At 74.4% G+C, this 20,130-nt stretch carries 20 protein-coding genes; 9 read left to right on the plus strand and 11 right to left on the minus strand.

Features of this window, described 5'->3' with window-relative positions:
* Window positions 1-123: 123 nt before the first annotated feature.
* From SM611_RS08410 to SM611_RS08420, 3 genes are read left to right on the plus strand one after another with little or no spacing between them, the layout of a single operon-like run.
* Window positions 124-1,476, plus strand: a complete 1,353-nt coding sequence (locus SM611_RS08410) for a flavin-containing monooxygenase (protein WP_371948529.1) — start codon at window positions 124-126, stop codon at window positions 1,474-1,476.
* Window positions 1,473-2,318, plus strand: a complete 846-nt coding sequence (locus tag SM611_RS08415; RefSeq protein ID WP_371948531.1) for an SDR family NAD(P)-dependent oxidoreductase — start codon at window positions 1,473-1,475, stop codon at window positions 2,316-2,318. Before SM611_RS08410 ends, SM611_RS08415 begins: the two co-directional genes overlap by 4 nt.
* Window positions 2,315-3,691: an MFS transporter gene (locus tag SM611_RS08420; RefSeq protein WP_371948533.1), complete on the plus strand. Its 1,377-nt coding sequence runs from the start codon at window positions 2,315-2,317 to the stop codon at window positions 3,689-3,691. Before SM611_RS08415 ends, SM611_RS08420 begins: the two co-directional genes overlap by 4 nt.
* Here SM611_RS08420 and SM611_RS08425 read toward each other — a convergent pair.
* A complete protein-coding gene (locus SM611_RS08425; RefSeq protein ID WP_371948534.1) occupies window positions 3,688-3,969 on the minus strand; it encodes a hypothetical protein in 282 nt (93 codons plus the stop codon). The two genes, SM611_RS08420 and SM611_RS08425, sit on opposite strands and share 4 nt — an antisense overlap.
* Before the next feature lie 72 nt (window positions 3,970-4,041).
* Between SM611_RS08425 and SM611_RS08430 the strand changes: the two genes are divergently transcribed.
* Window positions 4,042-4,449, plus strand: a complete 408-nt coding sequence (locus SM611_RS08430; protein ID WP_371948536.1) for a hypothetical protein — start codon at window positions 4,042-4,044, stop codon at window positions 4,447-4,449.
* 43 nt (window positions 4,450-4,492) lie between these two features.
* On the opposite strand, the gene SM611_RS08435 is transcribed toward SM611_RS08430, so the two are convergent.
* From SM611_RS08435 to SM611_RS08445, 3 genes are all read right to left on the minus strand, one after another.
* Window positions 4,493-5,935: an aldehyde dehydrogenase gene (locus tag SM611_RS08435; protein ID WP_371948537.1), complete on the minus strand. Its 1,443-nt coding sequence runs from the start codon at window positions 5,933-5,935 to the stop codon at window positions 4,493-4,495.
* Window positions 5,936-6,068: 133 nt separating this feature from the next.
* Window positions 6,069-6,500 carry a cytidine/deoxycytidylate deaminase family protein gene (locus tag SM611_RS08440; protein ID WP_371948539.1) on the minus strand — a complete coding sequence of 144 codons (432 nt, stop codon included), beginning with the start codon at window positions 6,498-6,500 and terminating at the stop codon, window positions 6,069-6,071.
* Entirely contained in the window at window positions 6,493-7,143 is a 651-nt protein-coding gene (locus SM611_RS08445; protein ID WP_371948737.1) for a RibD family protein, read from the minus strand. Before SM611_RS08445 ends, SM611_RS08440 begins: the two co-directional genes overlap by 8 nt.
* Before the next feature lie 156 nt (window positions 7,144-7,299).
* On the opposite strand from SM611_RS08445, the gene SM611_RS08450 reads away from it, so the two are divergent.
* The gene (locus SM611_RS08450) at window positions 7,300-8,427 is read left to right on the plus strand and encodes an exonuclease SbcCD subunit D (RefSeq protein WP_371948541.1); all 1,128 of its coding nucleotides are present in this window, start codon (window positions 7,300-7,302) and stop codon (window positions 8,425-8,427) included.
* Window positions 8,424-11,447, plus strand: coding sequence for an AAA family ATPase (locus SM611_RS08455; protein ID WP_371948542.1), 3,024 nt, complete (start codon window positions 8,424-8,426; stop codon window positions 11,445-11,447). The genes SM611_RS08450 and SM611_RS08455 overlap by 4 nt, the downstream gene beginning before the upstream one ends.
* Window positions 11,448-11,471: 24 nt before the next feature.
* Here the strand turns inward: SM611_RS08455 and SM611_RS08460 are convergent, their stop codons facing one another.
* Window positions 11,472-11,837, minus strand: a complete 366-nt coding sequence (locus SM611_RS08460) for a PH domain-containing protein (protein WP_371948543.1) — start codon at window positions 11,835-11,837, stop codon at window positions 11,472-11,474.
* Window positions 11,838-12,238: 401 nt separating this feature from the next.
* Between SM611_RS08460 and SM611_RS08465 the strand changes: the two genes are divergently transcribed.
* The 3 genes from SM611_RS08465 to SM611_RS08475 all read left to right on the plus strand — a co-directional run bounded on the left by SM611_RS08465 (window position 12,239) and on the right by SM611_RS08475 (window position 15,411).
* On the plus strand, window positions 12,239-13,321 hold the full coding sequence (locus SM611_RS08465) for a multicopper oxidase family protein (protein WP_371948544.1): 1,083 nt from the start codon (window positions 12,239-12,241) through the stop codon (window positions 13,319-13,321).
* 75 nt (window positions 13,322-13,396) lie between these two features.
* On the plus strand, window positions 13,397-14,872 hold the full coding sequence (locus tag SM611_RS08470; protein ID WP_371948545.1) for a multicopper oxidase domain-containing protein: 1,476 nt from the start codon (window positions 13,397-13,399) through the stop codon (window positions 14,870-14,872).
* Window positions 14,873-14,892: 20 nt separating this feature from the next.
* Entirely contained in the window at window positions 14,893-15,411 is a 519-nt protein-coding gene (locus SM611_RS08475; protein ID WP_371948547.1) for a hypothetical protein, read from the plus strand.
* A 73-nt stretch (window positions 15,412-15,484) separates the two neighbouring features.
* Here the strand turns inward: SM611_RS08475 and SM611_RS08480 are convergent, their stop codons facing one another.
* From SM611_RS08480 to SM611_RS08505, 6 genes are all read right to left on the minus strand, one after another.
* Window positions 15,485-16,258: a helix-turn-helix transcriptional regulator gene (locus SM611_RS08480; RefSeq protein ID WP_371948549.1), complete on the minus strand. Its 774-nt coding sequence runs from the start codon at window positions 16,256-16,258 to the stop codon at window positions 15,485-15,487.
* A 208-nt stretch (window positions 16,259-16,466) separates the two neighbouring features.
* Window positions 16,467-16,895 carry a DUF7144 family membrane protein gene (locus SM611_RS08485; protein ID WP_371948551.1) on the minus strand — a complete coding sequence of 143 codons (429 nt, stop codon included), beginning with the start codon at window positions 16,893-16,895 and terminating at the stop codon, window positions 16,467-16,469.
* 168 nt (window positions 16,896-17,063) lie between these two features.
* Window positions 17,064-17,384, minus strand: a complete 321-nt coding sequence (locus SM611_RS08490) for a GroES family chaperonin (RefSeq protein ID WP_371948552.1) — start codon at window positions 17,382-17,384, stop codon at window positions 17,064-17,066.
* Between the two features lie 10 nt (window positions 17,385-17,394).
* Complete coding sequence (locus tag SM611_RS08495; RefSeq protein WP_371948554.1) at window positions 17,395-18,327, minus strand: NAD-dependent epimerase/dehydratase family protein; 933 nt, start codon at window positions 18,325-18,327, stop codon at window positions 17,395-17,397.
* A 54-nt stretch (window positions 18,328-18,381) separates the two neighbouring features.
* Complete coding sequence (locus SM611_RS08500; RefSeq protein ID WP_371948556.1) at window positions 18,382-19,137, minus strand: serine protease; 756 nt, start codon at window positions 19,135-19,137, stop codon at window positions 18,382-18,384.
* A complete protein-coding gene (locus SM611_RS08505; RefSeq protein WP_371948557.1) occupies window positions 19,107-20,093 on the minus strand; it encodes a DMT family transporter in 987 nt (328 codons plus the stop codon). Before SM611_RS08505 ends, SM611_RS08500 begins: the two co-directional genes overlap by 31 nt.
* Window positions 20,094-20,130 lie beyond the last annotated feature (37 nt).

Here is a 20,130-nt window from a genome sequence, read left to right on the forward strand (position 1 = left end):
CCCGATTGTGGTGTGCCACAATGCGCGATGCCAAACGCGTGCTCCCCTCCATGTTCGCGCGGGGAAGGCGCTGCCTAGTGTTGGAGGCCACCACAAGGAGCCGTCGTTCCCGGGAGCACCCTCATGATCGCTGACCGCCGTGTCGCCGTGATCGGCGCCGGGCCGGCCGGCCTCGCCGCCGGCAAGGCCCTGCGCGACGCGGGCGTGGAGGTCGTGCTGTACGAGCGGGGCGACCGCCCCGGAGGGCTGTGGGTGCGCGGCGCCGGCCTCTCGCCCGCCTACACGTCCCTGCACCTCAACACCAGCAAGGGGCGCACCGAGTTCGCCGACTTCCCGATGCCCCGGCACTGGCCCGACTACCCGTCCGCCGACATGGTCGCCGGATACCTGGCCGACTACGCGGAGCGGTTCGGCGTCGTCCCGCACATCCGCTTCCGGAGCACGGTCGCGTCGGTGGCGCGGGACGGGGCGGACGGTCCGTGGACGGTGACGACCGAGTCCGGCGACGCCGCGCGCTACGACGCCGTCGTGGTCGCCAACGGCCACAACTGGGACCCCCGGTGGCCCGACCCCGCGCCGCCCGGCGACTTCGCCGGCGTCCAGACGCACGCCCACGGCTACCGCGACGCCGAGGCGTTCCGGGGCAGGCGGGTCCTCGTCGTCGGCATGGGGAACTCGGCCATGGACATCGCCGTGGACGCCTCGCACGTCGCGCGCGGCCCGGTGCTGCTGTCGGCCCGGCGCGGCGTCCACATCGTCCCGAAGTACCTGTTCGGACGGCCGTCCGACGCGACCGGCGGGGCGCTCGCCGTGCTGCCGTGGCGGGCCAGGCAGCGCGTCGCCGAGACGATGCTGCGGCTCGCCGTCGGCCGCCCGCAGGACTACGGCCTCCCCGCGCCGGCGGGCGGCCTGTTCCAGAACCACCCCACGATCAGCGACACGATCCTGCACCGCCTGACCCACGGCGAGGTCGAGGCGCGGCCCGGCGTCGACCGCCTCGACGGGGACCGGGTCGTCTTCACCGACGGCACCGCCGACCCGGTCGACGTGATCGTCTGGGCGACCGGCTACCGGGTGAGCATTCCGTTCCTGTCCCGCGAGCTGACGGGCGGCGACCCGGAGCGGCTCCCGCTGTACAAGCGCGTCTTTCACCTGGACGACCCGAGCCTGGCCTTCGTCGGGCTGATGCAGTCCACGGGAGCGGCGCTGCCGATCGTGGAGGCCCAGGCGAAGCTGGCGGCGGCGTACTTCTCCGGCGGCTACGCCCTGCCGCCCCCGGCGGAGCGGCGGCGGGCCGTCGCCCGCGCGCTGCGCGCCGCGACCGCGCGGTGGGGCGACCGGCGCCCCATGATGCGCGTCGATTTCGACCAGTACGTGGCGGACCTGCCCCGCGAGGCGAAGGCGGGCCGGGCCCGGCTCGCCCGGGGCGCCGCCCGGCCGTTCACCCCGACGCACCGCGAGGAGACCCCCGCATGAGCACACCCCGACCGGCCGGCCGGCGCGACCCGCGCGGCCTGCGGGTCCTCGTCACCGGCGCGTCCGGGACGTTCGGCCGCGCGATCGGCGCCCGGCTGACCGGCCTCGGCGCCCGCGTCGTCGGCCTCGACGCGGCCCCCCGGCCGGACGACCCGATCGACGTCATCGCCTGCGACCTCACCGACGACGACGCCGTCCCCGCCGCCGTCGCCGCGGCGGTCGAGCGGCTGGGCGGCCTCGACCTGCTGATCAACAACGCCGGGATCGGCGGCCCCGCCCCGGCCGAGCTGCCGCCCGGCGAGGAGGTGCGCCGCCAGCTCGACGTCAACCTGCTCGGCGCCTGGCGGGTGACGTCGGCGTGCGTGGACGCCCTGGTCGAGTCGCGCGGACGGGTCGTCATGCTGTCGTCCCGCATGGCCGTCATGCAGCTCCCGCTCGCGGCCGCCTACGGGGCGTCCAAGCGGGCGCTCGTCGCGTACGCGGACGCGCTCCGCCTGGAGATCGGCACCCACGTCGGCGTGACGTGCGTCTACCCGTCGGCGGTGCGCAGCCCGATCCACGACTCGACCGCCGCCGCGGGGCTCTCGCTGGAGGGCGTGAGCCAGTACGAGCCGCTCGACGGCGTGGTGGACGCGGTGCTGCGCGCCGCCCAGTCCCGCCGCCCCCGCCGGGACGTGACCACGACCCGGCGCGGCGCCGTCGAGTTCTTCCTTGCCCGGCACCTGCCCGCGCTGACCGACCGGATCGTCGCCCGCTCGTTCGGCGCGCGCGTCCGCGCGGGCGCGTTCGCGGGCGCCGAGCTGGCCGCCGGCGCCGTGCGCCGCCACGCGGGCCGCCCGTGAGCACCGCCGAGTCGACGCGGCCCGGCACCGCGGCCCCGCCCCGCGCCCTCGACCTCACCGGCTACGCGGCCGGCTCGCTCGGGATGGGCGTGTGGGTCACCGTCCCGGGCCTCCTGCTCCTGTACTTCATGACGCACACGCTCGGCGTCTCCCCGTTGCTCGCCGGGCTCACGCTGCTGCTCCCGAAGATCATCGACGCGGTCGCGCATCCGCTGTTCGGGACGCTGTCGGACCGGCAGGCGCGCCGCGCCGGGCACCGGCGCGGGATGCTGCGCTGGGGGCTGCTGCTGGCGGTCGCCTGGATCGGACTGTTCTCCGTGCCGGCGGGCGTCTCCGGGTGGGCGGCGGCGCTGTGGGTCGGCGGCTTCTACATCGCCGGGAACGTCCTGTACGCGTGCTTCCAGGTGCCGTACCTGACGACGCCGTCCGACCTGCGGATCGGCTACCACGAGCGCACCCGCGTGTTCATGTACCGCATGCTGCTGCTGACCGTGGGCCTGCTCGGCGCCGGGGTGGCGGCCCCGGCGCTGGTGGCGTCGGGGGAGCGCGCCGACTACGCGCGGATGGCGGTCCTGCTCGCCGGCGTCCTCGTAGTCACCGGCGTGGTCGCGGTCGTCTTCGTCCGGCGGCTCACCGAGCGCTGCGGTTTCCGGGTCCCGGCCGAGCACGGGGACGCCGTGCTCGGCCGGTCCGCCCTCGCGGACGTGCGGATCGCGTGGCGGGACCGCGACTTCCGGACGCTGGCGCTGTCCTACCTGTTCACGAGCGTCACGACGCACCTGTTCCTCGCCGCCGTGCCCTTCTACACCGAGTACATGCTGGACGACGAGGGCCTGACCGCGGTGCTCATGGGCGCCTTCCTCGTGCCGGCGGCGATCGCCGGGCCCGTGTGGAAGAAGGTGTCGCGGCGGACCGGCAAGCAGCGCGCGCTGCTGGCGTGCCAGGCCGCGTTCGTCGCCGGCCCGCTCGCCCTGTGGCCCGGCGACGCGCTGGGCCTGCCCGCGACGGCCGCGGTGATCGCCGTGCTGGGCACCGCGTTCGCCGGGCTCCAGCTGTTCGCGTTCTCCCTCGTCCCGGACGTGGTGGACGCCGCCGAGGCGCGCGGGACGGCCCGCGCCGGCGCCTACACGGGCGTGTGGACGGCGACGGACGCGACCGGCACCGCCATCGGCCCGTACGTGTACTCCGCAGCCCTCGCCCTCGGCGGATTCGTGTCGACGACCGACGGGCACGCCGTCGCCCAGTCGGACTCGGCGCTGCTGGCGCTGCTGATCGGCGTCACCGTCGTGCCCGCCGCGCTGATGGCGGTCGCCGTGGCGTTCCAGACCCGGTTCTCCCTGGACGGCGCCCGGCCGCCGGCCGCGCGCCCCTAGGCCCAGGCCGCCTTCGCGAGGATCTGGTCGAGGCCGGGGGTGTCCCACTCGTCCAGGATGAGGAGCCTGGGCTCGGTCAGGTACCAGTACCGCTGGACGTAGGACGGCCCGGCGGGCTGGAACTGCTTGGGGCCCGTCCAGAACGAGCACCTGAGGCGCCATTCGCGGTACTGGGCCTGCCGCGTCCCGACGGCGGCGGTCCCGGCGCGGGCGGGCCTGTCCCGGTCGCCCTCGACGCCGATACCGCGGTGGCCGGGGTGGCGGGCTCGCCGCGCCACTGCTCGGGCGCCATGTAGACGGGGGTGCCCGACCGGTCGCCCTCGCCCGTCCACACGGCGATGCCGAAGTCGATGAGCTTGCTGAGGCCGTCCGCGCGCCACGAGGCGGGCCACCCGGCGCGCGGGCCGTGCCGCCCGGCGAGCGCGCAGGCGAACAGGCCGCCGGCCGGGTCGCCGCGCCCCGCGAGGCGCTCCGCGTGCGGGAGCACCTCGGCGGGATCGGGGAGGCCGTACTGGACCGTCCCGCCGTACGGGCTCGCGCCGTACGGGCTCGCGCGGTGCGGCCCGTCCGCGAGGGCCGTGGCGACCCGCTGGAGCGCCAGGGCGGGGACGTCCGCGCAGGCGTCGGCGAGCGCGTCCGCGGCCGTGCCCTCCCAGCGCGGCGTCGCGGCCGCCAGTTCCCGCGCGAGCTGCGCCGGAAGCCGCCCGGCGGTACTTGGGGACGCGACGCGCGGTCACTCCGGGCACCCGGCCCGGTGATCCGGGGATCGCCGGGCCGGGACCTCTCGCGGGCGGCCCGAGGTCAGGCCGGCGGGGCGGGGTGCGGGATGGACTTGTGCTCCAGGTAGGCGCGCAGGCCCTCGGGCCCCAGCTCGCGGCCCATTCCGCTGTTCTTGAAGCCGCCGAACGGCGTGTTCGGGTCGAGGGTGTACATGTTGACGCCGCAGCTGCCGGTCCGGATGCGGCGGGCGACGTCCACGCCGTGGTCGACGTCGGACGTCCAGACCGAGCCGCCGAGGCCGTAGTCGCTGTCGTTGGCGATCTTGACGGCGTCCTCCTCGTCCTCGTAGGGGATGAGGACGAGGACCGGGCCGAAGATCTCCTCGCGGGCGATGCGCATGTCGTTGCCGACGTCGCCGAAGACGGTCGGGGCGACGTACCAGCCGCGGTCGTGCGGCCGGTTCAGCCCGCCGGTGATCAGCTTGGCGCCCTCGTCCTGCCCGATCCGGATGTAGTTCTCCACCCGCTCCTGCTGCCGCTGGGCGACGAGCGGGCCGATCTCGGTGCCGTAGTCGGCGGGGTCGCCGACGGTGAGCCCGCCGACCATCGCGGCGAGGGCGTCGGCGACCTCGTCGTAGCGGCGGCGGGACGCGAGGATGCGGGTCTGCGCGGCGCACGCCTCGCCGTTGTTCATCAGCGAGGCCAGCTTGAAGCCCTCGATGGTGGACGGCAGGTCGGCGTCGTCCAGGATGATCGCGGCGGACTTGCCGCCGAGCTCCAGGGTGACGCGCTTGAGCTGCTCCCCGCAGACCGCGCCGATCTTGCGCCCGGCGGCGGTGGAGCCGGTGAACGAGACCTTGTCGACGCCGGGGTGCGCGACCAGGTGGGCGCCGACCTCGCGGCCGGCCGGGACGACGTTGAAGACGCCCTCCGGGAGGCCGGCCTCGCGGGCCCACTCGGCCAGCAGGTAGGAGTCGAGCGGCGTCTCGGGGGAGGGCTTGGCCACCACCGTGCAGCCGGCGATGAGCGCGGGCGCGAGCTTGAGCATCAGCGTGAACTGCGGGACGTTCCACGGGACGATCGCCGCGACGACGCCGACCGGCTCCTGGGTGACCGTGACCGGCCCCAGCATGCCCTGCCGCTCCTCCTCCCACGTGTAGGTGGCGGCGAGGTCCACGTAGTACTGCAGGACCATCTGCGGGATGGCGGCCTGCCCGAACACCGAGAACATGATGGGCGACCCCATCTGCGCGGTGCACAGGTCGGCCATCTCCTGCTGCCGCTCGGCGTAGATCGCGGACAGGCGGCCGACGACCTCCGCCCGCTCGGCGGGCGTCATCCGGGGCCAGGGGCCCTTGTCGAACGCGCGCCGCGCCGCCGCGACCGCGGCGTCGATGTCGGCCTCGGTGCCGTCGGGCACCCGCCCGATGACCTCCTCGGTGTGCGGGGAGATGACGTCGATCGTGCCGGTGCCGGCCGGGGCGGCCCACTCGCCGCCGATGAACAGCCGATCGTGCTCGCGCATACTGCTGTGCCTCCCTGCCCGACGGGCCGGTTCGGGAAAACCGAATGCTTGCTTGGGCACAGCATCGCATGAGGTCCCGGGGCGTTGGCAAGAGCAATGAGACTCGCGTCTCATTTCCTTCCGGCACCCGCGTTCAGGAGAGGAGGTGGGCGTTGGGCTCGCGCGCCCGCCCGGCCAGCCCGGGGAGTTCCACCACCTCCACGCCCGCGGCCTCCAGCAGCTCCGCGCCCGTGCCGGCGGCGAACAGCTGCGGCTCCCGCCAGGCGAACACGACGCGGCGCGCGCCCGAGGCGATGATCAGCTCGGCGCAGGGGCGGGGGCGGGACGCGCGGTGCCCGCACGGCTCCAGCGAGCTGTAGACGGTCGCGCCGGCGAGTCCGCCGCGGGTCTTGGCCAGCGCGGCCTCCTCGGCGTGGTCGTGCGGGTCGTGCTCCCGGGAGAAGCCGCGGGCGACCTCCCGCCCGTCCGGGCCGACGACGACCGCGCCGACGGAGAAGGCGGTGCCGGACGGCGGGCACAGCTTCGCCAGGTCGCAGGCCAGGTCCAGCCAGCCGAGGTCATCCACGCGCCGCCCCGATCACGTACCGCAGCAGGGCCAGGTCGCCGATCCGGGTGACCTCCGCAAGGCGCATCGGACGGTCGGGGCTCTGCGGGAACACCCCCGACTGGACGAAGCGCGGCGCGGACGGGTCGCCGATGAAGAACGGCGCGACGACGAGCTGCAGCTCATCCACCAGGCCGGCCGTCAGGAACAGCGTGTGGACGCCGCCGCCCCCCTCGACCATCAGCCGCCGGACGCCCCGCGCCGCGAGGTCGCCCAGCACGGTCGGCAGCGTGAGCGGGTCGCCGGCGTCGACCACGGCGGCCAGGCCGTCCAGGCGCGGCGCCAGCTCGGCCGCCGTGCCGGACGGGGCGTACACCAGCTTCGGCGCCTCGCCGGTGGTGAAGAACCGGGCGCCGGGGTCCAGGTCGCCGCTCCAGGTCAGCGTCGCCTTGGTCAGGTCGGCGGGCAGCCCCCGCGCGACGCGCCGCTCCCGGCGCGCGGCGGAGCGGATCAGCAGCTTCGGGTCGTCGGCCCGCACGGTGCCGGCGCCCACGAGGATCGCGTCGCAGCCGGCGCGCACCGCGTCGACCCGGTCGAAGTCCGCCGGGCTGGACAGCCGCAGCCGCTCCGGGCCCGCGTCGTCGATGTAGCCGTCGGCGGACATCGCGCAACTCAGCAGTACATAGGGCCGCTCACCGGGACGCTCGCTCACGAACCAACCCTACGGGAGCCGCGCCGATGCGGTATTCGAAGATCCTTTGGGGCGGCTCGGCGTTTCTGCGCCGGATGTGTCGGAGGGGGTGCCTATGGTTGCCGGGACATGCGAATCCTGCACACCTCCGACTGGCATCTCGGCAGATCGTTCCACCGCGAGGACCTGCTGGCCGCGCAGGCGGCGTTCGTCGACCACCTGGTCGAGACCGTCGCGGCGGAGCGGGTCGAGTGCGTGCTGGTCTCCGGCGACGTCTACGACCGCGCGCTGCCCGCCGTCGACGCCGTGAAGCTGTGCGACGAGGCGCTCGAACGGCTCGCCGGGCACGCCCGGGTGGTGCTCATCGCCGGCAACCACGACTCGGCGCGCAGGCTCGGGTTCGGGTCCGCGCTGCTGGACAAGGCCGGCGTGCACGTCCGCACCGACTTCGCCTCCGTGGGGGAGCCCGTCATCGTCGGGGACGCCGCCGTCTACGGCATCCCGTACCTGGAGCCCGAACTCGTCCGGCACCCCTGGGAGCTGGACGAGCGCAGCCACGCCGCCGCCCTGGCCGAGGCCATGCGCCGCGTGCGCGGCGACGCGGCGCGGCGCCCGGAGCGCTCGGTCGTGCTGGCGCACGCGTTCGTGACCGGCGGCGAGTCCAGCGAGAGCGAGCGCGACATCTCCGTCGGCGGGTCGTCGCAGGTGTCGGCGTCGGTGTTCGAGGGCGTCGACTACGCGGCGCTCGGGCACCTGCACGGCGCCTGGCGCATCACCGACCGCGTCCGGTACTCGGGCTCGCCGCTCGCCTACTCCTTCTCCGAGGAGAAGCACGTCAAGGGCTCGTGGCTGATCGACCTCACCGCCGGCGGCATCGCGGCGGAGTTCGTCGAGGCGCCCGTCCCGCGCCGCCTCGCGCGGCTCCGCGGCCGCATCGACGACCTGCTCGGCGACCCCGCCAACGAGGAGTACGAAGACCGCTGGCTCCAGGTCACCCTGACCGACGCGCGCCGCCCGTCCGCCGCGATGGAGCGGCTGCGCCGCCGCTTCCCGCACACCCTCGTCCTCGGCTACGACCCCGAGGGCGGTGACGCGGACGGCGCCCGCACCTGGTCCGAGCGCGTCCGCGAGCGCTCGGACCTCGACATCGCGGCCGACTTCGTCGCCGAGGTGACCGACGCCCCCGCCACCGCCGCCGAGCGCGCCCTGCTCCACGACGCGTTCGAGGCCTGCCGCCGGAAGGAGGCCCTCGCTTGAGGCTGCACCGGCTGGAGGTCGCGGCCTTCGGGCCGTTCTCGGGGGTGGAGGCCATCGACTTCGACGCCCTGTCCGACGCCGGGCTGTTCCTCATCCAGGGCCGGACGGGCGCGGGCAAGACGAGCGTCCTCGACGCCGTCTGCTTCGCCCTCTACGGGCAGGTGCCGGGCGTTCGCAACGCGGTGAAGGGCCTGCGCAGCGACCACGCGCCGCCCGGCGCCGGGCCCCGCGTGGTGCTGGAGACGACGGTCCGGGGCCGCCGCCTGCGGATCACCCGGTCGCCCGCGTGGGAGCGGCCCAAGCTGCGCGGGTCCGGGACGACGACCGAGCACGCCAAGGTCGTCCTGGAGGAGTTCGAGCACGGCGCGTGGACCGGCCTCACCACCCGGCTGGACGAGGCGGGCGACCTGGTGTCGCGGCTGCTCGGCATGAACGCCGTGCAGTTCTGCCAGGTGGCGATGCTGCCGCAGGGGGAGTTCGCCGGGTTCCTGCGCGCCGGGGCGGACGAGCGCCGCAGGGTGCTGGAGCGGCTGTTCGCCGCCGAGGTGTTCACGCAGGTCGAGAAGTGGCTGGCCGACCGGCGCGCCGCGACCGGGCGGGAGGCCGCCGAGCTGGGCGCCGCCGCGGCCTCGGTCGCCGACCGGATCGCCGAGACGACCGGCGCCGCGCCGCCGCGCGGGGAGCGCCCCGCCGTCCCCCAGCCGCGCCGCGGGGAGCCGGCCGCGGAGCCGTTCGCCGAGGTCGAGGCGCTGCCCGCGTGGGCGGCCGAGCTGGCGGGCGGTCACCAGGACATCTGCGCGACCATGGAGGAACTGCGCGCGGGCGTCACCGAGACGCTGCGGGCGGCCCGCGAGGCGCTCGACGACGCCAAGGCGCTCGCCGCGCGGCAGCGGACCCACGCCGAGGCCGTCGCCCGGCGCGACGCCCTGGCCGGGCGGGCGGAGGAGAAGTCCCGGATGGCGTCTCGGCTCGACGCCGCGGCCCGCGCCGACCGGGTCGTCCCGCTGGTGAAGGACGTCCGGGAACGGCACGGCCGGGCGGTGCAGGCGCGCCGCTGGGCCGAGGAGACCCGCTCGAAGGTCGCCGCGCTGCTGCCGCCCAAGGCGCCCGAGGACGTCCTCGCCAAGGCCGAACGCGACCGCCGCGACGAGGCCGCCGCGCTGGAGGGCATGCGCGCCGCCGCCGCGAGGCTGCGCGACGTCGAGCGGCAGCGGGAGGAGCTGGCCGGCGAGCTGCGCCGCCTGGAGCCCGACGACGCCCGGACCGCCGCCGCGCTGGACGAGCTCCCCGGGCTGGTGCAGGCCCGCCGGGCCGAGCTGGACGAGGCCAGGGCCGCCGCCGCGGGGCGTTCGGGCGCCGAGGCCGCCGTCCGGGACGCCCGGCGCAGGCTGGACGCGGCGCACCGCCGCGACCGGGTCGAGGTCCTGCTCGCCGAGGCCGAGGAGGCGCAGCGCGCCGCGGTCGACGCCGCGCAGGAGGCCCGTGACCGCGCCCAGGAGCTCCGGCAGACCCGCCTGGACGGGATGGCCGCCGTCCTCGCCGCGGAGCTGGCGGACGGCGAGCCCTGCCGGGTCTGCGGTTCCACCGAGCATCCCGCGCCGGTCGCCTCGCTCGCGGTCGTCCCGTCCGAGGACGAGGTCGAGCGCGCCCAGGCCGCCTACGAGCGGGCGCAGGAGCGGCGCGAGAAGCAGACCGGCGAGGTGGAGTCGCGGCGGTCCGAGCGCGACCAGTTGCTGGAGGCGGCCGGCGACGCGGCGGCCGAGGCCCTCGCCGCGGAACTCGCCGAGGCCGAGGAGGCGTTCGAGGCCGCCGCGGCCCGGGCGGCGGAGGCCGACCTGCTGGAGAACGCCGTGCACCGGCTCGAAGGCGACCTCGACCAGGCCCGGGACGACCGTGACCGGGTGTCGCGCCGGCTCACCGAGATCCGCACCCGGGACGGGGAGCTGGCCGCCGAGCGGACCCGGCTGGCCGCCGACCTCGACCGGGCGCGCGGCGGCGATGCGACCCTGGAGGAGCGCATCGCCCGCCTCGCCCGCGAGGCCGCCGCGCTGGGCGAGGCCGCCGAGGCGCTGCGCGCCTCCGGCCGCGCCGACGAGGAGCTGGCCGCCGCCCGCGCGAAGGCCGCGCAGGAGGCCGCGGAACAGGGGTTCCGGACGCCCGACGAGGTCGACGAGGCCGCCATGCCCGACGAGGACCAGGGCGTCCTGCGCGACCGGATCCGCCAGCTGGACGACGCGGAGGCCCAGGTCCGCGCCCTGCTCAAGGACCCGGAGCTGATCGCGGCCGCCGCCGCGCCGGCCCCCGGCCTGCCCGCACTCGAAGCGGCGGTGCGGGCGGCGGAGGCGGCGCACACCGAGGCGGCGAGCGCCGCCGACCGCGCCCGGCACCGCCGCGACCGCCTCGCCGAGCTGCGCGAGCGGCTCGCCGCGGCCGTCGCCGGCTGGCGTCCCGCCGCCGAGCGGCACGAGGTGGCCGAGCGGATGGCGGGCCTGGCCTCGGGCAAGCACACCGCGAACCGGCACGCCATGTCCCTGTCGGCGTACGTGCTGGCGGCGCGCCTCGAACAGGTCGTCGCCGCCGCGAACGAGCGCCTCTCCCGCATGTCCGGCGACCGCTACGCCCTCGTCCACACCACCGGCAAGGCGGCGGGCGACCGCACGAAGGGCGCCGGCGGCCTCGGCCTCCGCGTCGCCGACGCCTGGACGGGCCTGGAGCGCGACCCGGTCACCCTCTCGGGCGGCGAGTCGTTCATCACCTCGCTCGCCCTGGCGCTCGGCCTCGCCGACGTCGTCACCGCCGAGGCCGGCGGCACCGAGATCGGCACGCTGTTCGTCGACGAGGGCTTCGGCACCCTCGACGAGGAGACGCTCGACGAGGTCATGGACGTCCTCGACGGCCTGCGCGACGGCGGCCGGGCGGTCGGCATCGTCAGCCACGTCGCGGAGCTGCGCGCCCGCATCCCCGCCCAGCTCCGCGTCACCAAGGACCGCACCGGCTCCACCGCGAAGGTCGTCGTCTGACCGGGGCGGGCGCCGGTGGCGGCGTCACGAGATGTACTGAAGGATCACGTTGTGGACGTGGTGGCTCTTGTCGCTGCCGCGGAACTCGACCTCGTAGGTGTGCGTGCCCACGTTGATCGCGATGGACCCGGTGGAGAAGTAGGACCCGGCCCACGACTTGTTGCTGACCACGCTCACCGAGGTGATCTTGGAGTAGGGCACGCTGGTGATGGCGTACTTCTTGCCGGCGAAGCTCTTGTCCTGGATGATCACGCGCCGGTCGGTGAGGCCGATGAACCCGGTGCCCGCGCCGACCGCGTCGTAGACGGCGATGATCTGCTCGCCGGGGATCAGCCCGCTCTCGATCTGCTTGAGCTGGCTGGACCTGTCGTGTTCGATCTCGTCGCCCATCGGTTCCTCCGGTGCTCGGTGTGCCGGTTCGACGGACGCGCGGTCCGCCCCGTTCCGTACGGAGTGTCTCAGCCGCCGCGCCCGGTGGGGACGGGGCCGCTGGGATTCCCTCACCCGCCGCCGTCCGCGGCTCCTGAGCCGCGGCGGTCCACGCCGGCGGGGGCATCCCGCCGTCCGGTGAAAAAACTAGTGTAATTGGTCAAATTAGCGTGGCGCAGGCGGGGTCCCCGATGCCGGCACGCGCCCTCCACCCTCCGCGCCTCCAACTCTCTGACCAGCACTTTTGCGCTGCGAGTTGATGCTGTGCGGTGCTTCACACCTCCCGTCTATGGACCTGGACGGGGTCCGGCAATTAAACCTAAGGTTCTCGTAAAAATTAGGACCCGGAAGGGGTCGACAGGATGGATGGAGCCAGATCGAGGGTGCTGGTCGCGGCGATCGCGTTCGCGGTCGCGCTGACCGTGTCGCTGTGGACGATTCCGCGCGGCAGCGGCGCCGCCGAGGCGTCGCACGGGGCGGAGTCCTCGCACGCGGCGGAGGCGGCCGAGTCCGCGGAGCCGCTTGCCGCGGAGCACGACGGAACCTCGCCCGACGCGTCCGGCGGCGGCGCGGACGGCTGGAAGGCCATGGACGAGGCCATGGCGAAGCGGGACAAGAGCTTCCCCGCGGCCACCAAGGGCCAGGGCGGGCAGGACCTCGTCCCCAAGGTGCTGGCGGACGGCACCAAGGAGTTCCACATGACCGCCGCGCCCGTGAAGTGGGAGGTGGAGCCGGGCAAGGTCGTGGACGCCTGGGGCTTCAACGGCATGGTGCCCGGCCCGACGATCCGCGCGGACGTCGGCGACAAGGTCCGCATCGTGGTGAAGAACGACCTGCCCGAGCCGACCAGCGTCCACTGGCACGGGATCCAGCTGCCCAACAAGATGGACGGCGTCCCCAACGTCACCCAGGACTCGATCAAGCCGGGCAAGTCGTTCGCCTACGAGTTCCCGGTGACCCGGATCGCGGACACCTGGTACCACTCCCACTACAACGGCACCAAGCAGGTGAGCAGCGGGCTGTGGGGCGCGATCCAGTTCGGTGACATCCCCACCCCCCACAAGGAGAAGGTGGCGCAGAAGCAGGTCATCCAGATCCAGGACGCCGGCGTGATCGGGATGACGCTCAACGGCAAGTCGTTCCCCGCGACCAAGCCGCTGAAGGCCAAGGTGGGCGACTGGGTGCAGGTCACCTACGTGAACGCCGGGACGATGGCGCATCCGATGCACCTGCACGGCGTGGACCAGGTGATCATCGCCAAGGACGGGTTCCCGCTGGAGCAGACCTACAAGGCCGACACGGTCAACGTCGCGCCGGGCGAGCGCTACACCGTCCTGATCCACGCCGACCAGCCGGGCAAGTGGATCTGGCACTGCCACATCTTCCCCCACGCCGAAGGCTCGCAAGGCATGTTCGGCCTGGTCATGGAGATGCAGATCACCTGACCGAGGCGGACGCGGCCGCCGTCCGCGGCCCGCACGACCGCCCATCCCCCCGTTTCTCACATCTGGAGTGAGTCAATGCCCATCACCCCTGCGCCGGACCATCCGGCACCGGACGGACCGTCCGCCCCCGCCGCGCGCCGCCGCTGGGCCGCGGCCCTGAACGGGCTCCTGCCCGCCATCAGCGCGGCACTCGCCCTCGGCCTGATCGTCGGGCTGCTCATGGTCAGCGCGTCCCCCGGCCACGGCCACGGCACGCTGGCGTCGGCCGCCGGCGAGGCCCCGGCCGCCTCCGCGGGCGGAGGCGCCGCCCTTCCCGGGAAGGGCAAGAAGGTCACCCTCGACTTCGAAGAGGGCGACATGTACATCAAGCCGAACAAGGTCACCGTCCCGGCCGGCGCCGACGTCACCGTGAACGTCGTCAACAAGGGCGCCATGAACCACACCTTCAGCCTGCTCGGCAAGACGAGCAAGGAGCTCGAACCCGGCAAGTCCGAGACGCAGCACTGGGGCGTGCTCACCGAGTCCACCCAGGCGTGGTGCGTCATCCCCGGCCACAAGGAGGCCGGCATGCTCGTCGAGGTGACCGTGACCGGCGGCGAGAGCGCCGCGACGGCCGCGGCGGGCGGCACCGGCGCGGCGGCGGCGAAGGCCGGCGCCGCCGGCGACTCCGCCAACGCCAAGATCGACCCGGCCGCCAAGCCCGCCGCCGGATGGAAGCCGCACGACCCGACGGCGCCCGCCAACGACGGCAAGGACGTCCACGAGGCCACCTTCACCGTCACCGAGAAGGAGATCGAGGTCGCCCCCGGGGTGAAGCAGACCCGGTGGACCTACAACGGCTCCGCGCCCGGCCCCACACTGCGTGGCAGCGTCGGCGACACCTTCCGGATCAAGCTCGTCAACAAGGGCTCGATGGGGCACTCCATCGACTTCCACGCCTCGAAGGTCGCGCCGAACGTCCAGATGAGGACGATCAAGCCCGGTGAGACGCTCGTCTACGAGTTCAAGGCGCAGTTCGCGGGGATCTTCACCTACCACTGCGGCTCCGACCCGATGATCTACCACATGGGCAACGGCATGCACGGCGCCGTGATCGTCGACCCGCCCAAGCTGGACAAGGTCGACAAGGAGCTGGTGCTCGTGCAGTCCGAGCTCTACCTCGGGCCGCAGGGCAAGCCCGGCGACATGAACAAGATGCTGGCCGGCGAGTACGACGCGGTCGTCTTCAACGGCTACCACAACCAGTACGTCCACGCCCCGATCAAGGTGAAGCCCGGCGACCGGGTCCGCGTGTGGGTGGACGACGGCGGCCCCAACGAGAACATCGCCTTCCACGTCGTCGGGACGATCTTCGACACGGTCTGGAAGGACGGCGCCTACAGGGTCCGCAAGGACAACGCCGACAAGGGCGGCGCGCAGGTGCTCGACCTGCAGCCCACCCAGGGCGGCTTCGTCGAGTTCACCCTCCCCGACGCCGGCACCTACGCGTTCCTCGGCCACAAGATGCAGAACATGGCCGCCGGCGGCGTCGGCGTCTTCCAGGTCGGCTGACCCAACTCCAGGAGGTGACCATGACAACCATCGAGACCAGCGGCACGACGACCGCCCCGGCGGCCCGGCCCGTGCCCTCGGCCAGGCGCGTCGCGGCGATCGGGTCGGTCCTCGCCGCGTTCGTCCACTACGCCGTCGTGCCGGAGCACCTGAGCGAATGGTGGGCGTTCGGCGTCTTCTTCAGCGCCATCGGCATGTTCCAGCTCATCTGGGCCGTGCTCGCCTACACCGGGAACGAGCGGCCGCTGCTGCTGACCGGGCTCGCCGTCAACCTCGGCGTCCTCGCCCTGTGGGTCGTCAGCCGCACCGCCGGACTGCCCTTCGGCCCGGAGCGGGGCGAGGCGGAGGCGGTCGGCGTCCTCGACGTGCTCAGCGGCGTCGCCGAACTCGCGCTGGTCGGCGGGATCCTGTTCGCCCTGCGCCGCCCGCGCCCCAAGGCGGAGCGGTCCGAGGCGGAGCGGTCCGAGGCAGCCGGGGAGGAAGGGGCGGAGCGGTCCGGGGCCGCCGGGGAGGAATCGGCGGACCGGAGCGGTGGCTGACGCCGCCCGGTGAGGCCCGTTGGCCCGCGGACGCCCGGAAGGGGGCCCGCGGGCCTTCCGCGCGTCCGGGCCGTCAGCCCCCGGCCCGGCCGTCCGCCGGATCCGCCCCGCCGTCCGCCGAGCCGGTCCCGGCGTCCGTTCGGGCGTCCGTTCCGGCGATGCGGCGCAGGTACGCCAGGCAGAGGTGCGGTTCCACCAGCGGATCGAGCCGGTCCGCCGCCAGCGGCACGTTCATCTCGGTGAGCGCGCCCTGGATCAGACCGAGATGCAGCCGGCACACCACGTCCGCGTGCTGCTCGGCGACCGTGCCGAAGGGGCAGTTGCGCACCCGGATGCGGATCTCGTCCGGATCCGTATGGGCGGTGTCGTGCTCGAACTCCGGGCTGAACCCGATGCCGGCCATCATCCGGTTGAGGCGTTTCAGGGCCTCCTCAGGGTCGAGACGCTGGAACGGCGCCGGCGCGTCGGCGAGATGGCGCCCCCAGGCGCGGCCCGCCTCGAGCGCGGCCCGCTCCGGGTCGGGGAGCAGGCCGGAGACCAGGCTCGCCAGCATCTCGGCGAGCAGCCGGTAGCTGTGCCTGCCGTCCGCGGCCTCCGCCCGGTACATCATGCGCGGGCGGCCGGGCCGGTCGCGGTCCTCAGGGACCCGCTCCACCAGGCCGGCCTCGGCCAGCCCGTCGAGATGGAAGCGGGTCGTGTTGGGATGCAGCCCGGCCCGCTCCGCGATCTCGCGCACGCCCAGCGGAGTGCCGTCCACCTCGCGGATCACCCGCAGGACCCGCGCGCGGCTGCCGCCGAGCCCCGCCTCCGCCGCCGGCTCCGCGTCCACCCACTCGCGGTCGTCCATGCCCCGAGTTTATGCATATCGACTAGTGAAAATCACTCGCCGGTCGCGGGCATCCATACGGGCCGATGCACCGCACGACCTCGAAGAAGTAGGGCGATGAGGGAGCGCAGGGCGTCCTGGGCGGTGCGCATCGCGGCACGGCCGCTTCCCCGCCCGTCCATGCCGCGCTCGCCGCGCCCGCCGCGGCCCCGCGGCGGGCGCGCGGAGGTCAGCCGCCCGTCGCGCCGCGCGGCGGGGCGGTGAGCGCGTAGATCAGCAGCACGCAGAGGGCGATGGTCAGCACCGACCAGATCGGGAACGCCTGCAGGAACGCCAGGTGCCCGATGGCGGCGACCACGGCGAAGAACACGCCGACGGCGCGTGCCCACATCTTCCCGGCGACGATCCCGGCCCCGACCGCGACCTGCGCGATGCCGAGGAAGAGCCAGATCCATCCCCAGGCGGTGTAGTCGAACACCAGGATCCTGTTCTCGCCGACGAGGAAGTAGTCGTCGCGCAGCAGCGCGACCAGGCCGTCGATGATGTTGAAGGCGCCGATCACCAGAGTGAGCGTGCCGGCGAAGGTGAGCCAGCCGGACGTGCGGTAGGGCCGCCGGGCGGTGGCCGGTACGGAGCCGTGCGTGGTCTTGGTCGTCATGGGACCTCCCCGGGAGCCGCGGCCGGACGTCGCCGACCGCGGACTGGTGACCGGAAAGTCCCCTTTCTCGCCCTGGTCGCAACCCCGACCGCCCCCTATTTGGCGGTGCCTTGGGCGCACCGTCGACCGCCGTTGGCATTCGGCCCGCGGCGGGTCAGAGGTAGCGGGTCAGAGGTAGAGGCCGGTCCCGTGCTCGGGGCGCTCGCTGGCGATGGCGTGCAGGTCGCGCTCGCGCATGACGAGGTAGTTCTCGCCCTGGATCTCGACCTCGAACTGGTCGCCGGGGTGGAACAGCACGCGGTCGCCGGGCTTGACGATCCGCACGTGGTGGCCGACCCCGCAGACCTCGCCCCACACGAGGCGGTTCGCCTCCTCCACGGTCGCGGGTATGACGATGCCGCCGGTGCTGCGGCGCTCGCCGCTGTCCTTCTCGACCTTGATCATGACGCGGTCATGGAGCATCTGGACTTCGAACTTGGGCTCGGACACGCCGGCGAGTTTATCCGCCCGCGCGGGTCAGGGCCGCCCACGAGCCGGCGATGATCTCCGGCAGGGCGGAGCGCTCGGGCCGCCAGCCGAGCTCGGCCCGGATCGCGGCGGCGTCGCACAGCAGCACCGGGGCCTCCGGCCGGGCCGGACCGCGGCGGACCGCGACCGGCCGGCCGGTCGCCTCCTCGACGGCCGCGACGACCTCGCGGACCGCGGCTCCGGCACCGCTGCCGACGTTGTAGACGCGCTCCTCGCCGGGTCGGACGGCCTCCAGCGCCCGGACGTAGGCGGCGGCGAGGTCGTCCACGTGCAGGTACTCGCGGACGGCGAGCCCGTCGCCGTTGACGTCCAGGTGCGGGGCGCGCCCGGCGGCCACGGCCAGGGCCTTCGGGATCAGCCGCGTCTCGTCGGGGTCGGCGCGGCCGTCCACCGACCCGGCGACGTTGAACGTGCGCAGGACGACCGCGCCGATCGCGCCCGTCCGCGCGTGGTACCGGACGGCCTCCTCGGCGGCCAGCTTCGACGCCCCGTACGGGCTGGTGGGCGCCGTCCCCGCGCTCTCGGGGATCGGCTGCCGCTCCGGCGTCCCGTACACGGCCGCCGTGGACCCGAACACGACGCGGTCCGTGCCGACGGCCTCCAGCAGGTTCACGGTGCCCTGGACGTTGGCCGCGAAGTACCGCAGCGGCTGCTCGAACGACTCGCGGACGCGGGTGAGCGCCGCGAGGTGGCACACCCCGTCGTAGGGCCCGCGCGGCAGCAAGTCCGGGACGAGCAGGTCGCCGCGGACGGGACGGACCCCGTCCGGCAGCAGCCCGGCGCCCCGCCGCATGGGATCGGCGTCCCGCCGCACCAGCCCGTCGACCTCGTGTCCGGCCGCGGCGAGCCGCCGCCCGACCGCGTACCCGATGTATCCCGCCGCCCCTGTCACCAGCACCCGCATGGGGCCAGCATCCAGCCCGCGGCCCGGGCCCGGCAATGCCGAATCAGGGCCGAATCAGGGCAGGGAGTCGAGCCTCGCGTAGACGCCGGGGTAGCCGGGCTTGCCGCAGCCGTAGCCCCAGGACACGAGGGCGACGACGCGGCCGCGGGCGACCAGCGGCCCGCCGCTGTCGAACTGGCAGGAGTCGGCCGCGGCCGACCCGGCGCACACCATGTCGGACGGGTCGAACGAATCCCCGTACGCGCGCTCGCACGCCGCGTCGCCCGGCAGGGGCACGCGGGCCGCCCGCAGGCGCGTGTTGAACAGGTCGTTCTCGGAGGTGAAGCCCCAGCCGGCGATCCGTCCCGTCCGGGCGGAGCCGGGCGAGCCGAGGGAGGCGAGGGGGCGCCGCACCGGACGCGCGAGCGTGAGGACGGCGAGGTCGTGGTGGCCGACGGTCTCGTCCCTGAACGACGTCTCCCGGTACCGCGGGTGGACGCGCACCGACGTCACGGCGACCGTCTCGCCGCCGCTCCCGGTCAGCTCGTCCCGGCCGAAGGTGGCCGTGAGGAGGCCCGGCACCGAGCGGAACATCGACACGCAGTGCCCCGCGGTGAGGACCCGGTCCGGCTTGATCAGCGCGCCGCCGCAGAACTGGCCGGACGGCCGGACGAAGAAGATCGGCGATCCGACCGCCGCGAGCCACGGGTACGCCGTCGTGGACGCCGGGGCGCCGCCCACGACGGCGGACGCCGGGGCGGACGCCAGCGGGACTGCGAGGGCGGCGCCGAGCGCCGCCGTCAGAACGGACCGGCGTGAGAGGAGGGCCATCTGGGCAATGTACGAGGATCAAGGGCGGGGTGCACGGTGTTCCGGACGGCCGGTTCCGGCGCCCGCTCCTCGTAGCGGGGGAACAGCACGAGCGCGAGCAGGGCGAGGGTGAAGCCGCCCGCCCGCAGCATGAACGGGCCCGCCTCGCGCGGCCAGTCCTCGCCGAACATGACGGTGCTGGCGAGGAGCAGGTACGACCGGCCGATGACGGTGAGGACGACCGCGACGATCGCGATCCGGCAGCGCTGCAGCGCGACCTGGAGCTGCCCGAGCGCGATCGCGGCGAGCCCGATCGTCAGGTACGGGTAGGCCGACTGCATCACCGCCTGGACGCTGCCCGTCTCCTGGTAGACGATCGAGATGCCGCGGATGCCGGCCTCGGCGAGCCCGGCGCACGCGCCCGCGCCGATCCCGTAGGCGACCCCGGCGAGCTTGCGGGCGTGCCGGCCGCTCGCCCGGCGGTCTCCGACGAGCCACACCAGCGCCGCGATGACGACGGCCGGGGCGCAGATGGCGATCATCAGCCAGGGCTCGGTGAGCGTGCCGATCAGCGTGGCGTCGGCGTGCAGCTCGCCCTCCTCGGTGGCGGAGAGGCCGATCAGCATGGTGGCGAGGACGAACAGCGCGACGCTCGTCCACTCGCGGACGCTGAGCCGCTCGCCCAGGAACACCACCGCGTAGGCGACGAGCATGACCAGGGCCACGGCGAAGATCGGCTGCGCGACGGCGAGCGGCATGGCGGTGAACGCCACGACCTCGTAGCCGAGGCCGAGGAACAGCAGCAGCCCCCCGCCGAGCCAGACGGGGTTGGTCAGCATCAGCCGGGCGACCCGGAACGGGCGGCTGCCACGCAGCGGCTCCATCCGGCGGGCGGACGCGCGGAAGAACAGGAACGCGATGTAGTAGACGGTGGTCGCGATCAAGGCGAGGGCGGCATAACCCAGGTCGGAACCCATCGGGAGGAACCTCTCGGTGGACGGGGACGGGGCATGT

The sequence above is a fragment of the Actinomadura monticuli genome, from assembly GCF_041463655.1.
GTDB classification, from domain to species: Bacteria; Actinomycetota; Actinomycetes; order Streptosporangiales; family Streptosporangiaceae; genus Spirillospora; species Spirillospora monticuli.

Bases quoted from the DNA above. Each gene is read 5' to 3' on its own strand.
- SM611_RS08410 (WP_371948529.1), top strand. From the start codon at position 124: ATGATCGCTGACCGCCGTGTCGCCGTGATCGGCGCCGGGCCGGCCGGC.
- SM611_RS08415 (WP_371948531.1), top strand. From the start codon at position 1,473: ATGAGCACACCCCGACCGGCCGGCCGGCGCGACCCGCGCGGCCTGCGG.
- SM611_RS08430 (WP_371948536.1), top strand. From the start codon at position 4,042: ATGAGCTTGCTGAGGCCGTCCGCGCGCCACGAGGCGGGCCACCCGGCG.
- SM611_RS08435 (WP_371948537.1), bottom strand. From the start codon at position 5,935: ATGCGCGAGCACGATCGGCTGTTCATCGGCGGCGAGTGGGCCGCCCCG.
- SM611_RS08445 (WP_371948737.1), bottom strand. From the start codon at position 7,143: ATGTCCGCCGACGGCTACATCGACGACGCGGGCCCGGAGCGGCTGCGG.
- SM611_RS08450 (WP_371948541.1), top strand. From the start codon at position 7,300: ATGCGAATCCTGCACACCTCCGACTGGCATCTCGGCAGATCGTTCCAC.
- SM611_RS08460 (WP_371948543.1), bottom strand. From the start codon at position 11,837: ATGGGCGACGAGATCGAACACGACAGGTCCAGCCAGCTCAAGCAGATC.
- SM611_RS08465 (WP_371948544.1), top strand. From the start codon at position 12,239: ATGGATGGAGCCAGATCGAGGGTGCTGGTCGCGGCGATCGCGTTCGCG.
- SM611_RS08470 (WP_371948545.1), top strand. From the start codon at position 13,397: ATGCCCATCACCCCTGCGCCGGACCATCCGGCACCGGACGGACCGTCC.
- SM611_RS08475 (WP_371948547.1), top strand. From the start codon at position 14,893: ATGACAACCATCGAGACCAGCGGCACGACGACCGCCCCGGCGGCCCGG.
- SM611_RS08480 (WP_371948549.1), bottom strand. From the start codon at position 16,258: ATGGACGACCGCGAGTGGGTGGACGCGGAGCCGGCGGCGGAGGCGGGG.
- SM611_RS08485 (WP_371948551.1), bottom strand. From the start codon at position 16,895: ATGACGACCAAGACCACGCACGGCTCCGTACCGGCCACCGCCCGGCGG.
- SM611_RS08495 (WP_371948554.1), bottom strand. From the start codon at position 18,327: ATGCGGGTGCTGGTGACAGGGGCGGCGGGATACATCGGGTACGCGGTC.
- SM611_RS08500 (WP_371948556.1), bottom strand. From the start codon at position 19,137: ATGGCCCTCCTCTCACGCCGGTCCGTTCTGACGGCGGCGCTCGGCGCC.
- SM611_RS08505 (WP_371948557.1), bottom strand. From the start codon at position 20,093: ATGGGTTCCGACCTGGGTTATGCCGCCCTCGCCTTGATCGCGACCACC.